Consider the following 12,978-nt stretch of genomic DNA (forward strand, 5'->3'; position numbering starts at 1 on the left):
GTGCGTACTGCGGCGACCCGGAACGCTCCTCCGCCGGAGCGGGTGACTCAGGGCCGCGGCCGGCTCAGTACCAGTTGTTGGCCTGCCAGAAGTCCCATGCGCCGCACGGGCTGCCGTAGCGGTCGTTCATGTAGTTCACGCCCCACTTGATCTGGGTCGCCGGGTTGGTCCGCCAGTCGGCGCCGGCGGAGGCCATCTTCGTCCCGGGCAGGGCCTGCATCAGGCCGTACGCGCCGGAGGACGGGTTGGTGGCCGTGTAGTCCCAGCCCGACTCGTGGTCGACGATGTTGGAGAAGCACTGGAACTGGCCTGCTCCGACGATCTGCCGTGCCATCGCCTGGACCTCGGCGGTGGTGTACGAGGACTGGACGGCGAAGTCCGTACGCTCGGCGTTGCGGCTGGCGGCCTCGGCCTCCTCGCGCTCCTTCGCCTCGCGTGCCGCTTCCTCGGCCGCCTCCTTCTTGGCGGCGGCGTCCTCGGCGGCCTGCTTGCGCGCGGCCTCCTGGGCGGACTTCTTGGCCTCGGAGTGCGCAGCGGTCGTCTGGGCGTCCGCCTGCTGCGTCAGGGAGACGGTCTGAACCTGGGCGTTGCCACCCGCAGGTATGTCGGCGAGGAGCGTCGCGTCGGCGGCAGTGGCCTCGATGTCGTTCGAGGGTGCCTGCTCGCTCCCCGAAGCCACACCGACGACGGCGCCGACAGTGGTGACCGCGGTGGCTGACGCCACGGCGAATCCCCGGACCGAAATCCGGCTCACACGGTTTCCTTCCCACATCGCCCACGGGAGGGACCCGCGGGCGCAATCGTGCCCCTGGCGCTGGACCCCCACACCGTTGCGGGAGTCGCGGGCCCGGGCGGTCTCCCGATGGCGGGAGCCCGCGTGGTTCCTCGGGCGGCATACGGCTGACGGCTGTTGACTTGTGTGGTGCTGCACCGCGGGGGTGCTGGAGTGCCGTATGCGGGGCCTGACAGAACCCACACCCTGCCGGACGCGGCGGGGTTGAGGCAATTCTGCACCGAGTGGGAAAGTTCACAGGGGGTTTGGCGGGTGTGTTCGCCGGAAACATGGGTGCGGCCGAGCCCCGGATGAGTAAGCTGCTTCGCCCACTCGTACGAGACTCGGCCGCCAACTGGCGGATCAGGGTATTAAATCCGACCTTCCTCCAGCATTTCGGTCACCAGCGCGGCGATCGGCGAACGCTCCGAACGCGTGAGCGTGATGTGCGAGAAGAGCGGGTGACCCTTGAGCCGTTCCACGACCGCCACCACTCCGTCGTACCGGCCGACGCGCAGATTGTCCCGCTGTGCCACGTCATGGGTGAGAACGACACGCGAGTCCTGCCCGATGCGCGAGAGCACCGTCAACAGCACGTTCCGTTCCAGGGACTGGGCCTCGTCCACGATGACGAACGCGTCGTGCAGCGAACGGCCCCGGATGTGCGTCAGCGGCAGCACCTCGAGCATGCCGCGGGCGACGACCTCCTCGATGACGTCCCGGCTGGTCACCGCCGACAACGTGTCGAAGACGGCCTGCGCCCACGGGTTCATCTTCTCGTCGTGGGTGCCCGGCAGGTAGCCGAGGTCCTGCCCGCCCACCGCGTACAGCGGGCGGAAGACCATCACCTTCCGGTGCTGGCGCCTTTCCAGCACGGCCTCCAGGCCGGCGCACAGCGCCAGCGCGCTCTTGCCCGTGCCCGCCCGGCCGCCCATGGAGAGGATGCCGATCTCCGGGTCGAGCAGCAGATCCAGCGCGATGCGCTGTTCGGCGCTGCGGCCCTTGATGCCGAACACCTCGCGGTCGCCGCGCACCAGCTTGATCCGGCCCTCCGCAGTCACCCTCCCGAGCGCCTTGCCCTTCTCCGACTGGAGCACCAGGCCGGTGTGCACGGGCAGGTCGGCGGCCTCCGGCAGGAGCACGGACTCCTGCGCGAAGAGCTCGTCGATGTCCTCCCCGGGCAGCGTCAGTTCCGCCATGCCGGTCCAGCCGGAGTCGGTGATGGCGAGTTCCGCGCGGTACTCCTCGGCGAGCAGGCCGACCGACGACGCCTTGATGCGCAGCGGCAGGTCCTTCGAGACGACCGTGACGTCGTAGCCCTCGGCCTGGAGGTTGCGGGCCACCGCAAGGATGCGGGTGTCGTTGTCCTCCATCCTCCCGTGCCCCTTGGAAAGGGCAGCGGGGAGCACGGCGACGTCCGTGTTGTTGAGCTCGACGCGCAGCGTCCCGCCGAGTTCGCCGACCGGCAACGGCACGTCCAGCCTGCCGTGCCGGATCCGGTACTCGTCGAGGAGGCGCAGGGCCTGCCGCGCGAAGTAGCCCAGCTCCGGGTGGTGGCGCTTGGCCTCCAGCTCCGTGACCACGACCACCGGAAGCACGACCTCGTGCTCGTCGAAGCGGGTCATGGCCGCCGGATCGGCGAGCAGGACGCTGGTGTCGATCACATAGGTGCGCCGGTCGGGTGTGAGGCGCTTCTTGCTGTTCGCCACGGGTGGACGTACCCCCTCGGATGAGGTCGGAAGCGACGGCGTCGCGGGGGAAGAGACCGGGTCGGGCCCCGTGGAACGGGCCGGACTCCGGCCCTCTCCCGACGGTCGCCGCGCTTGGGGCGCGGTCTTCCGTGGTCGCTCAACGGGCCTCCCGGCGGCCGCTCCGTGGACGGCGCGGCCACCTGAGATATTCCCGCCGGAGCGAAGGAGCATGCAACGGGGGGCGACACCACGCGAACGGGTACGTTTCGGTTCGGTGACGGGCGCCCCGGCACGACGCGGGTGAGGGAGGCGAGTGCGGGGGTCAGCCCCCGTAGCGGCGGTGGCGGGCGGCGTAGTCGCGCATGGCCCGCAGGAAGTCGACCTTGCGGAAGGCCGGCCAGAACACGTCGCAGAAGTAGTACTCGGAGTGGGCGCTCTGCCAGAGCATGAAGCCGGACAGCCGCTGCTCCCCGCTGGTGCGGATCACCAGGTCCGGGTCGGGCTGACCGCTGGTGTAGAGGTGTTCGGCGATGTCCTCGACGGTGAGGTTCTCGGCCAGCTCGTGGAGGCCGGTGCCGCGGCCGGCGTGGTCGGCGAGCAGCGAGCGCACGGCGTCGGCGATCTCCTGCCGGCCGCCGTACCCGACGGCGACGTTCACGACTATCCCGTCCACGCTGCCGGCCTTCGCCTCGGCCTCCTTCAGCACCCGCTGGGTGCGGCCGGGCAGCAGATCGAGCTGGCCCACGTGGTGCACCCGCCAGCGGCCGTCGGCGGCCAGGTCGCGCACCGTGTCCTCGATGATGCCCAGGAGCGGCAGCAGTTCGTTGTCCGGGCGGCTCAGGTTGTCCGTGGAGAGCAGCCACAGCGTGACCACCTGGACGTCCGTCTCGGAGCACCAGCCCAGCAGTTCCTGGATCTTCCCGGCGCCGGCCCGGTGGCCCTGCTCGGTGGTCCCCCCGGAAGCGCGAGCCCAGCGGCGGTTGCCGTCCAGGATCACCCCGATGTGCTCCGGCACCCGCGCGAGATCGAGGCGGTCCTCCACCCGCCGCGCGTAGAGCCTGTACACCAGGTCGCGAAGCTTCATGGGAATGGCCAGCCCTCCGTGCCGTGTCCGGGAATCACAGAACCCTACTGCCGGTCCCCCGTCCGGGCGAATCCGGGCAACCGGACTCCACCACCCGGGTAAGCACCCGTCACGCCCACGGATCACCACGATCACCGGGACCACGACCGTCACCCCGGTCACTGAGGTCACCCGCCCGGCGTGGCAGGAGGCGGGTTCGTCACCGCTTGATATGACGGTCTCATGAACGACGCACCCCACTACCGCGCCGCGGACAGCCGTTACGACACCATGACGTACCGGCGCTCCGGCCGCAGCGGGCTGAAACTCCCAGCGATCTCCCTCGGCCTGTGGCACAACTTCGGCGACGACCGCGCCCTCGGCGCCCAGCGCGCCATCCTGCGCCGCGCCTTCGACCTCGGTGTCACGCACTTCGACCTGGCCAACAACTACGGCCCGCCGCCCGGCTCCGCCGAGCTGAACTTCGGCACGCTCCTCGCCCAGGACTTCCGCCCGTACCGCGACGAGCTGGTGATCTCCACCAAGGCCGGCTACGACATGCACCCCGGCCCGTACGGCGAATGGGGCTCCCGCAAGTACCTGCTCTCCTCGCTGGACGCCTCGCTGCGGCGGATGGGGCTCGACTACGTCGACATCTTCTACTCGCACCGCTTCGACCCGGACACCCCGCTCGAGGAGACCATGGGGGCCCTGGCCTCCGCCGTGCACCAGGGGAAGGCGCTGTACGTGGGCGTCTCCTCGTACAACGCGGCGCGCACGCGCGAGGCGGCGCGGCTGCTGCGCGACATGGGCGTACGGCCGCTGATCCACCAGCCGTCCTACTCGATGATCAACCGGTGGACGGAGGACGACGGCCTGCTCGACACGCTGGAGGAGGAGGGCATGGGCTGCATCTCCTTCGCCCCGCTCCAGCAGGGCATGCTCACCGACAAGTACCTGGGCGGCATCCCGGAGGGGTCCCGGGCCACACAGGGCAAGTCGTTCGACCCCGGCTGGCTGACGGACGAGGTGCGCCGCCGACTGGGCGGCCTGAACGACATCGCGCAGCAGCGCGGCCAGTCCCTCGCGCAGCTCGCCCTGTCCTGGGTGCTGCGCGACCCGCGGATGACCTCGGCGCTCATCGGCGCAAGCAGCGTGGCGCAGCTGGAGGCGAACGTGGCGGCGCTGGACGGACCCGCGCTGACCGACGCGGAGCTGGCGGACATCGACGCACTGGCCACCTCGGAGCCCGGCGTGAACATCTGGTCCCGCAGCAGCGAGAGCTGAGCTGAGCGCCGGGGCCGGACGGGGCCGGGGCGAGCCGGTCCCGCCACCTTGCTACCGGGGCGGGCACCCCGCACACGAAAAGCGGGCCGGTCCGAGGGGGGAGTCGGACCGGCCCGAGGGGGGGTTTCCACCATAGCCCCTCCAGGGCCGTGCTCGGAGCACACTCGCCGGGTTTCCCTTCCGGAACCCTTTCGGAACCCGTACGGAACCCGTCCGGCGCACCCGGCACCCACCCCCTGGGACCGGCCTCGCCGGGGGTGCGTCAGGCCGCGAGCAGGAGACCCCCCAGCGTGCCCAGCACCATGAAGGGGCCGAAGGCGAGCGCGCTGCTCCGGGTGGCGCGTCCTCGCAGGACAAGGGCGGTTCCGTAGACCGCACCGGAGAGGAAACCGAGGAACGCGCCGGTCAGCAGAGCGCCCCAGCCGTACCAGCCCAGGGCGAGCCCCAGCGGCAGGGCGAGCTTCACGTCGCCGAAGCCCATCGCATGCGGTTGAATGAGAAACAACACACCATAGGCGGCGCTCAGCACCACCCCTCCGAGCAGGGCACGAGGCCAGCTCCCGGCCGCTCCGGGTAGCAGCGCGGCGACGCCCAGTAGCGCGGCCGTTCCGAACGCCAGTGGCAGGGTGAGGATGTCGGGCAGCCGGTTGACGGCCCGGTCCACCGCGGCGAGCAGCAGCGCCACCGGGACGGCGAGGAGCCACACCGCCAGCTCCGGTCGCGGCCCGACCACGAAGGCGAGCGCCGCACACACCAGGGCCGAGCCCGCGGCGAACGCCCGCGCCGACCGGCCGTACGCCCCGCAGTCCCCGCACCGGGCACGGCCCAGCCACCCGCCGACCCGACCGCGCAGCGGATGCCCGTCCGGGCACCTGCCCCGCCACGCCTCCCCCGGCTCCACCGACAAGCGGTACGCCGGCCGGGGCAGCAGCGCCCCGGCCCCCGCCCCGTAACCGGCCGCCACCAGCACCCTCAACCCCTCGGCCACGTCCACGCGGTGAGCGTACGCGCCACGGCACCGCACGGGTACGGTGCCGCGGGGCCGGTGCGCGGCCCGCCGTCAGCCCACGTCGCGGCCGAGCCAGGCGGCGAGCCGGGTGTAGGGGTCGGCGTCCGGAGCGGTCGGGCGTACGGGGCCGAACGGCACGGCACCGCCCCGGGGTTCGGCGGGGAGGATCTGCTCGGCGAAGGGCAGGGTCGCCTCCGCGAGCCGCGCGTCGAGACGGCCGACCGCGCCCAGGGCGCGGGCCAGGTCCCAGGCGTGCACCACGGTCTCCTGCACCTCGGCACCCACCACGCCGTGACCGGGCACCTCGCCCCACGGCACGGTGTAGGTGCCCGCCAGCCCGGCGTCGTCGGCCCACGCGGCGCGGAACCGGGCGCGCGCCTCGGCATAGGCCGCGGCCCAGCCGTCGTCCGGGACCCCGCGCGGCGTCTCCTTCTCCATGACCGCCCCCGGACCCGCCTCACCCAGCGCCGCCGTACGCTGCGTGCCGTCGACGACGTGCTCCAGCAGCGTGCGCACCTCCCACTCCCCGCAGGGAGTCGGAGCGCCGAGCCGGTCGGGGGTCACGGAGCCGATCAGCGCCTCCATCTGGTCGGCCGCCGCCTCGTACCCGATGCGCGGGTCGGCGGCCGCGCGGGTCGGCGCCGTGCCGGGGGGCGGGGTCGTGCTGGTGCCGGGGGGCGGGGTCGTGCTGGTCATGGTGGTTCCCTCTCGTCGGTGCCCGTCAACGCGTCCGCACCCCGGCAGCGCCGGCCGGGTCTCCCGGCCCCCGTCCACCAGGGCGAGAGCGAGCCTGCCCCGGATACCTGACAGCTTCCGTCAGGTTTTCGCGCGATGCTGGAGACATGAAGTCGGACCGGCTGCTCTCCATCCTGCTGCTGCTCCAGACGCGTGGCCGCGTGCCCGCCGCCGCACTCGCGGAGCGCCTGGAGGTGTCGGTGCGCACCATCTACCGCGACGTCGCCTCGCTCTCCACCGCCGGCGTCCCCGTGTACGCCGAGCGCGGGCGGCACGGCGGGATCGCGCTGCTGCCCGGCTTCCGCACCGACGTCACCGGGCTCACCTCGGACGAGGCCCGCGCCCTGTTCGTACTGGCCGCGCAGGGAGCGCACTCGGCGCTGGGACTGGAGGGGGCGCTGGGATCGGCGCTGCGGAAGATCATGGCCGCCCTGCCGCCGCCCCACCGTCCCGCCGCCGAACTCACCAGCCGCCGCATCCTGGTCGACCCCGAACGCTGGCAACTCGGCCACGCCGGGCGGGAGCGGCGCGACCGTCCCGCCGTGGACCTCGACGTCCTGCACACCGCCGTGTTCGCCGACCGGCGGCTACGGATGCGCTACCGGCACGGCGGGGACAGCGAGCCGCACACCTACACCGTCGACCCGTACGGCCTGGTGGCGAAGGCCGGCGTCTGGTACCTCGTCGCCGACCTGCGCGGCGGGCCCCGGCTGTTCCGCGCGGACCGGGTGACCTCGGCGAAAGTGCTGGACACCCCGGTGCAACGGCGTGCCGGCGTCGAACTGGCCGAGGCGTGGGAGGCGCTGCGCGACGCGGTCGAAGTGCGCCCGACCGTCGTCCGCGTCCACGCCCGCGTACGCCGCGAGCGGCTGGCCCTCTTCCTGCGCATCTGCGGCACCATGCTCGACCCCGGCTTCCCGCCCCCGGACGGCACCGGAAGGAGGGAGTGGGCGGAGGTCCGCATGGCCTACCCCGCCTTCGGCGCGGTCTGCCAGCTCCTTCAGTTCGGCGGCGACGTGGAAGTCCTCGACCCGCCCGCCGCCCGGGCCGAACTCCGGCGCGCCGCCCGCGAGATCACCGCCCTCTACCCGCCGCCCCCAGACCCGGCCCGGGAGCCGGAAACGGACCCGGACACGGCCTGAGCCCTGCCGGTCCGCAGGGCACCGGTCGTGGAAAACGCGGTTGACCTCCGGTGAGCCGGGCGGTCGGATGACAAGCCATGAACACAGCGCGGTTGTATCCCGGCCAACACCCGGTCGACGAAGACCTCGTACGGCGGCTCGTCGCCGACCGCTTCCCCCGGTGGGCCGAACTGCCCGTGCGGCGGCACCCGTCCGGCGGGACGGTCAACGCGATGTACCGGCTCGGCGCGGATATGGTCGTACGGCTGCCCCTGACGAAGAGCGGCGTGGAGGACGTGGCGCTGGAGCGGCAGTGGCTGCCCCGCCTCGCTCCCCTGCTGCCCGTCCCCGTCCCGGAAGTGCTCGCCGAGGGCGAGCCGACCGAGGGACATCCGTGGCCGTGGTCGGTCTACCGGTGGTTGCCGGGGGACATCCCGGCGGCGGAGGCGCTGCGCGAACCCGCACTGCTGGCCGAGGACCTGGCCGATTTCGTGGCGGCGATGCGCAGCCTCACGCTGCCGGGCGCACCGACCGCCCACCGCGGCGGACCGCTCTCCTCCCTGGACGCGGAGACCCGGGAGGCGATCGAGAAGCTGCGCAGGCTCCCCGAAGAAGGCGTGGACTGCGACGCCGTGTCCGCCGTGTGGGAGGACGCACTCCGCGCCCCCGCGTGGGACGGGCCCCCCGTGTGGCTGCACGCCGACCTGATGCCCGGGAACCTGCTGGTCGACGACGGCAGGCTCGCCGCCGTCATCGACTTCGGCTGCACGGGAACGGGCGATCCGGCGTGCGACCTGTTCCCCGCATGGAACCTGCTTCCGCCCGGGGCGGGCGAGGTGTTCCGCGAGGTTCTCGGCGTGGACGACGCGACATGGCGTCGGGGACGCGGACGCACCCTCTCGCAGGCCCTGATCGCCCTGCCGTACTACCGGGAGACGAACCCGGCGATGGCGCACACCGCCCGGCACGTGGTCCGGGCGGTGCTGGCGGAGAGCTGAGGCGCGTCCAGCCGGGGCGGGCCGCCCGCTTCAACGGCCACCCCGCAGCGCGGCGTCAGCCCTCGCGGGCGAAGGAGACCTCGACGCGGCGGTTCTTCTTCCGGCCCTCCTCCGAGGAGTTGTCCGCGATGGGGTAGTCCTCGCTGTAGCCGCGCACCTGGAAGGTGATGCCCGGGTCCAACGCCCCTGCCAGTTCCTTCTGGACGGCGTTGGCCCGCTGCTTGGAGAGAACTTCACCGTGGGCGTACGAACCGAGGTCGTCGGTGAAGCCGAAGACGTTCACCTCGGTCGCGCCCTGGCTCTCGATCTCCGTCGCGATGTCCTCGATGCGGGCGCGCGCCTCGTTGTTGAGCTTCGCGCTGTTCTTGGGGAACAGCACCTCCGCCTGGAGGGTGAAGGTGGTCTTGGTGTTGCTGTCGGCGCGGCGCTGCTCGCCCGTCATGGTCTCGGTGACGAACTTGATGTCCAGCACCTTCGGCGGGGCGAGGCGCGCCCCGTCGGCGAGCTTGAGGCCGACGGCCTGCGGATCCACCTCCACCGGCGGTCCGGCGTCGCCGATGTTGTCCGGCGGCTCGCTGTACGAGGGGGCGGGTCCGCCGTCCTCCCCCGGCAGTGCGGGGTCGTCGGTCGGGATCGTGGTCGGGTTGGCCGCGCCCGGCAGCGAGGGCGGGGCCGGCGGATCGGTGGGGTCCGCGTGTGCGCCGGTGGCACCGACGCCTGCCAGGACCAGCACCGACACGGAGGTACAGGCGGCAGACCGCAGGACACGTGCGCGGGAGCGGGGGGTCATGGCCGGGCTCACCCTTCCGAGAGGGAGACGGTGGCGGGCGGCATGTCGGCGATCTGGAAGTCCACCTCGTCGTTCCCCTCCGGCGGCGCGGGGAACTGCGCGTACCAGTCGGCGGTCTTTCCGGCCTCCACACCGAGGGTGAACTTCGTGCAGAGGCAGCGTCCTTCGGTGTCGCGGAGGATGTAGTACCGCTTGCGGCCTTCCTTGTCCACGAGCTTGGCACCGGCCATGGACGCCTGGTTGTCGGCGAGTTCGGCCTCGTCGCCCTGCCAGCCGGGGGCGACCCATACGTCGCTCCCCGAATTCGTGACGGTGCCTCGGAGTGTCACGAAGCCGCCTTCTTCCCTGGCGGCGGAGGTGACGCGCAGAGTGATGTCGCCACCTTTGACCTCCGCAACGACCTGGTTCTGGTCCTGTCCCCCAGAGGCCTCGCCGTCGTTCCCCCCGCCCTGCGGCCCGGCCTGGCTGCTGGACTGCTCGGGCTGAGGGCCCTCGCTGTCCCCACTGCATCCGGCGATCGCCAGTGCGGTGCCCAGGGTGAGGGCCACGACGGTCGAAGCCCTGCGGGCTCGGGCTGGCCGCATGCTCATGGCTCGATCTCGTCCTTCACTCGTTGCTCGGTGGTCAGTCGACGAGGACCACGTCGAACAGGTCGGCTGGGTCCAGGTCGATGTCGTCGTCATCGGGGTCGATCTCGATCTCTTCGCCGTCGCAGGTCAGTTCCACGTCGTCGCTGTCGGCGTCGAAGGCGCACTGCGGCCGGACGACCGCCGTCGCGTCGGCGGTGGCGGTCTTGTTGCCGGTTCCGGGCACGATGGTCTTGCCGGTGTCGAAGTTCGTCTCGACGGTCACGGCGTAACCGGGGTCGCCTCGGCGGAGGACCGGGTCGCAGGACGTCACGGAGGAGTCGTTACGCCCGGCGAAGTCCGACGCCGCACCGCAGCCTTCGGGGTCGAGTGACTCGGTGAGATCCAGCCAGTCCTGCCACTCGTCGTCGTCGCCGAGGGCATCGAGGAAACCGTCGAAGAAGCGGTCCCGGTCGTCCTGTGCAGCGGCGAGGGCCGCCGCGTCAGCCGCGGACTGGCCGCCGTTGCGTACGGCGCCCGCCTTGGCGACGGCGAAGAACGCCAGGGCGAGGAAGAGCAGCCCGGCGATGACCCCGGCGTACAGGATCAGGGTCTGACCGCCGTCACCGCGGAGAGCACGGCTCAGAGGATGCCGCTCACCGCACCACGGATTCCGGCTGCGATCTGGGTGCCCAGGTTCAGCTGGGTGATCAGCAGGATGATACCGGCGACCAGGATGACGATGCCCGCGTACTCGATGGACGTGACGCCCCGGTCCGCGGCGCGGCCCCTCAGGTGTGGGGTGGTCTTGCGGACCCACTCGCGGATGGCCCTCATGGCGGTCTCCTCCGGTGTCGGCCGGCCTCGTGCGGCCGGTCCCGCTCAGCGAGGTGAGGATGCCCCGTAAGGTCAACGTCCTCACCTCCGGCTGTGGTTCGTCGTTTCGGTGGTCTGTCGTATTGTCGCGCACCGTCGATGTGCCATCGCTGAGGGTGTCACGATCGGTGGTATCTGCACCAGAGTCGGCGGGTATCGGGATGGACTCGGCGTGACCGCCGTCGCCCGCACCGCCGCCCGCACGCCTCGTCATTCGCCCAGGAACGAACCGAAGTCCGTCCCGCTGCCCAGGACGAAGGTGGCGACGATGAGGATGAGCGTGCCGGGCAGCAGGAACGCGATGGTGGCGATGGTCGCTTTGGGAACCGTCTTGGCGGCCTTGCGGCGGGCGTTCTGCGCATCCGTACGGCGCATGTCGGTGGCGATCTGCATCAGCGTGTCGGCGATGGGGGCGCCCAGTTCCTCGCCCTGCTGCAGGGCGGTGACGAACTGGTCGACCTGTTCGGAGGAGTTGCGGCGGCGCAGCTGGCCGAAGGCCTCGCGGCGGCTCACCCCCATGTCCATCTGCCGCAGGGTGATGTGGAGTTCGTCCGCCCACGGCCCCTTGTAGCGCTCGGCGACCCGCTCCAGGGCCTGACGGAAGCTGAGCCCGGCCGAGACGACGACGGCGAGCACGTCGAGGAAGTCGGGCAGCGTCCGCTCGATCTCGCGCCTGCGGTGGCGGATGGCCTCGCGCAGGGCGAGGTCCGCGGCGAACCAGCCGAAGGCCAGGGCGATCAGGGCGAAGACGGGGCTGCCGGCGACGAGGCCTATGCACGCCATGGCGGCGCCGAAGAGCCCGTAGACGGCGCGGCGGGCGGCGTAGCGGTCGAGGGTGAGGCCGCCGGGGTTGCCGGCCTGGTCGATGCGTCGGCGTTTGGCGTCCCGCAGTTTGGGGCCCATCAGCCGCAGCACGAGCGGGGCGAGGCGGACGCCGAGGCTGTCGACGGCCTGCTGGCGGGGTTTGGCGCGGGTGGCGCCGACCTCCAGCGCGAGGGCGAGGTCGGACGGCAGCCTGGTCTCGCCGCGGTAGAGGCGTATGCCGGTGAGGACGCCGAGGACGGCCAGTCCTGCGGCGAGGGCGAGGAGCAGCGGGAGCAGGGAGGTCACGGTGCGCTCCTCAGACTTCGATCCGGCCGAGGCGGCGGATGACGGTGAATCCGACGGCGAACAGCCCGACGGCGACGATCATCGCCAGCTGTCCGGCGGGCGTGCCGGTGACCTGGTCGAGGGCGCCCGGGGACATGGAGTTCATCATCAGCATGGCGCCGACGCCCAGCACGGGGATGGTGTACGCGGTGGCGTTGACCTCGGCGAGCATGGTGCGGACCTCGCGCCGGGTCTCCTTGCGTTCCTCCAGCGTCTCGGTGAGGTTGCGCAGCGAGCTGACGATGGTGCCGCCGGCGCGGTGGGAGAGCACCAGGGTGGTGACGAGGACGACGAGTTCGCGTGACGGGAGGCGTTCGGCGAGTTCGCCGAGGGAGTCCTCGACGGAGCGTCCGACGGCGAGTTCGCCCGCGACGAGGGTGAGTTCGTCGCCTGCGGGGGCGTCCATCTCCTCGGCGGCCATGCCGAGGGCGGTGCGCAGCGCGAGGCCGGCGGAGGTGGCGTTGGCGAGGATCCGGGAGAGTTCGGGGAGTTGGCCGATGAAGGCTTCGATGCGCTTCTGCCGCTGCCAGTCGAGGAAGGCGTTGGCGGCGAGGACGCCGAGGATGCCGGCGAGGGGGCCGAAGAAGGGGGCGAGCAGCGTGGCGGCGACAATCCAGAGTCCGGCGACGCCGGTGACGGCGTAGACGGCGAATTCGCCGGGGGTGAGGTCGAGTCCGGTGGCGGACAGCCGCAGGTGGATGCGGCGGCCGAGGCGGGTGCGGCGCAGCCGGCGGTCGACGGCGGTGAACGGCCGTCCGCGTCCGTCCGGTGGGAGGGGGCCCTCGGCGGGTGCGGCGAGACGTTCGACGAGCGCGTGCCGTCGGGCGCGGCCCGATGCGAACGCCTGGACCCCGGCGACGGCGAGGACGCAGGCCAGGAGCGCGGCGGCGAGGGTGATCAGCGCGAGTGTGGTCATGGGGG

The 12,978-nt window shown here is 72.0% G+C and carries 14 protein-coding genes; 3 read left to right on the forward strand and 11 right to left on the reverse strand.

Going from position 1 to position 12,978, the window contains the following annotated elements:
* Positions 1-64: 64 nt before the first annotated feature.
* The 3 genes from K304_RS0114255 to K304_RS0114265 form a co-directional block, all read right to left on the reverse strand.
* On the reverse strand, positions 65-754 hold the full coding sequence (locus K304_RS0114255) for an aggregation-promoting factor C-terminal-like domain-containing protein (protein WP_027764290.1): 690 nt from the start codon (positions 752-754) through the stop codon (positions 65-67).
* 389 nt (positions 755-1,143) lie between these two features.
* Positions 1,144-2,481, reverse strand: a complete 1,338-nt coding sequence (gene phoH2, locus K304_RS0114260) for an RNA 5'-3' helicase PhoH2 (RefSeq protein WP_027764291.1) — start codon at positions 2,479-2,481, stop codon at positions 1,144-1,146.
* A 304-nt stretch (positions 2,482-2,785) separates the two neighbouring features.
* Complete coding sequence (locus K304_RS0114265; RefSeq protein WP_027764292.1) at positions 2,786-3,547, reverse strand: isoprenyl transferase; 762 nt, start codon at positions 3,545-3,547, stop codon at positions 2,786-2,788.
* A gap of 222 nt (positions 3,548-3,769) precedes the next feature.
* On the opposite strand from K304_RS0114265, the gene mgrA reads away from it, so the two are divergent.
* Positions 3,770-4,813, forward strand: a complete 1,044-nt coding sequence (gene mgrA, locus K304_RS0114270; protein WP_027764293.1) for an L-glyceraldehyde 3-phosphate reductase — start codon at positions 3,770-3,772, stop codon at positions 4,811-4,813.
* Between the two features lie 262 nt (positions 4,814-5,075).
* On the opposite strand, the gene K304_RS0114275 is transcribed toward mgrA, so the two are convergent.
* Positions 5,076-5,807, reverse strand: coding sequence for a prepilin peptidase (locus K304_RS0114275; protein ID WP_027764294.1), 732 nt, complete (start codon positions 5,805-5,807; stop codon positions 5,076-5,078).
* A 66-nt stretch (positions 5,808-5,873) separates the two neighbouring features.
* Positions 5,874-6,518, reverse strand: coding sequence for a TIGR03086 family metal-binding protein (locus K304_RS0114280; protein ID WP_078529097.1), 645 nt, complete (start codon positions 6,516-6,518; stop codon positions 5,874-5,876).
* A gap of 146 nt (positions 6,519-6,664) precedes the next feature.
* Between K304_RS0114280 and K304_RS29040 the strand changes: the two genes are divergently transcribed.
* Both K304_RS29040 and K304_RS0114290 read left to right on the forward strand, forming a co-directional pair.
* Positions 6,665-7,699, forward strand: coding sequence for a WYL domain-containing protein (locus K304_RS29040; protein WP_051308456.1), 1,035 nt, complete (start codon positions 6,665-6,667; stop codon positions 7,697-7,699).
* A gap of 77 nt (positions 7,700-7,776) precedes the next feature.
* Complete coding sequence (locus K304_RS0114290; protein WP_027764296.1) at positions 7,777-8,676, forward strand: aminoglycoside phosphotransferase family protein; 900 nt, start codon at positions 7,777-7,779, stop codon at positions 8,674-8,676.
* 55 nt (positions 8,677-8,731) lie between these two features.
* Here the strand turns inward: K304_RS0114290 and K304_RS0114295 are convergent, their stop codons facing one another.
* The 6 genes from K304_RS0114295 to K304_RS0114320 all read right to left on the reverse strand — a co-directional run bounded on the left by K304_RS0114295 (position 8,732) and on the right by K304_RS0114320 (position 12,973).
* A complete protein-coding gene (locus tag K304_RS0114295; RefSeq protein ID WP_027764297.1) occupies positions 8,732-9,466 on the reverse strand; it encodes an OmpA family protein in 735 nt (244 codons plus the stop codon).
* An 8-nt stretch (positions 9,467-9,474) separates the two neighbouring features.
* Entirely contained in the window at positions 9,475-10,056 is a 582-nt protein-coding gene (locus K304_RS0114300) for a hypothetical protein (RefSeq protein ID WP_027764298.1), read from the reverse strand.
* A gap of 34 nt (positions 10,057-10,090) precedes the next feature.
* Positions 10,091-10,318: a hypothetical protein gene (locus K304_RS34035; RefSeq protein WP_158687347.1), complete on the reverse strand. Its 228-nt coding sequence runs from the start codon at positions 10,316-10,318 to the stop codon at positions 10,091-10,093.
* Positions 10,319-10,674: 356 nt separating this feature from the next.
* Positions 10,675-10,869: a hypothetical protein gene (locus K304_RS0114310; protein WP_037790439.1), complete on the reverse strand. Its 195-nt coding sequence runs from the start codon at positions 10,867-10,869 to the stop codon at positions 10,675-10,677.
* A gap of 249 nt (positions 10,870-11,118) precedes the next feature.
* Positions 11,119-12,009 carry a type II secretion system F family protein gene (locus K304_RS0114315; protein WP_027764301.1) on the reverse strand — a complete coding sequence of 297 codons (891 nt, stop codon included), beginning with the start codon at positions 12,007-12,009 and terminating at the stop codon, positions 11,119-11,121.
* Positions 12,010-12,028: 19 nt separating this feature from the next.
* Complete coding sequence (locus K304_RS0114320; protein ID WP_027764302.1) at positions 12,029-12,973, reverse strand: type II secretion system F family protein; 945 nt, start codon at positions 12,971-12,973, stop codon at positions 12,029-12,031.
* Positions 12,974-12,978 lie beyond the last annotated feature (5 nt).

It is taken from the genome of Streptomyces sp. CNS606, assembly GCF_000426325.1.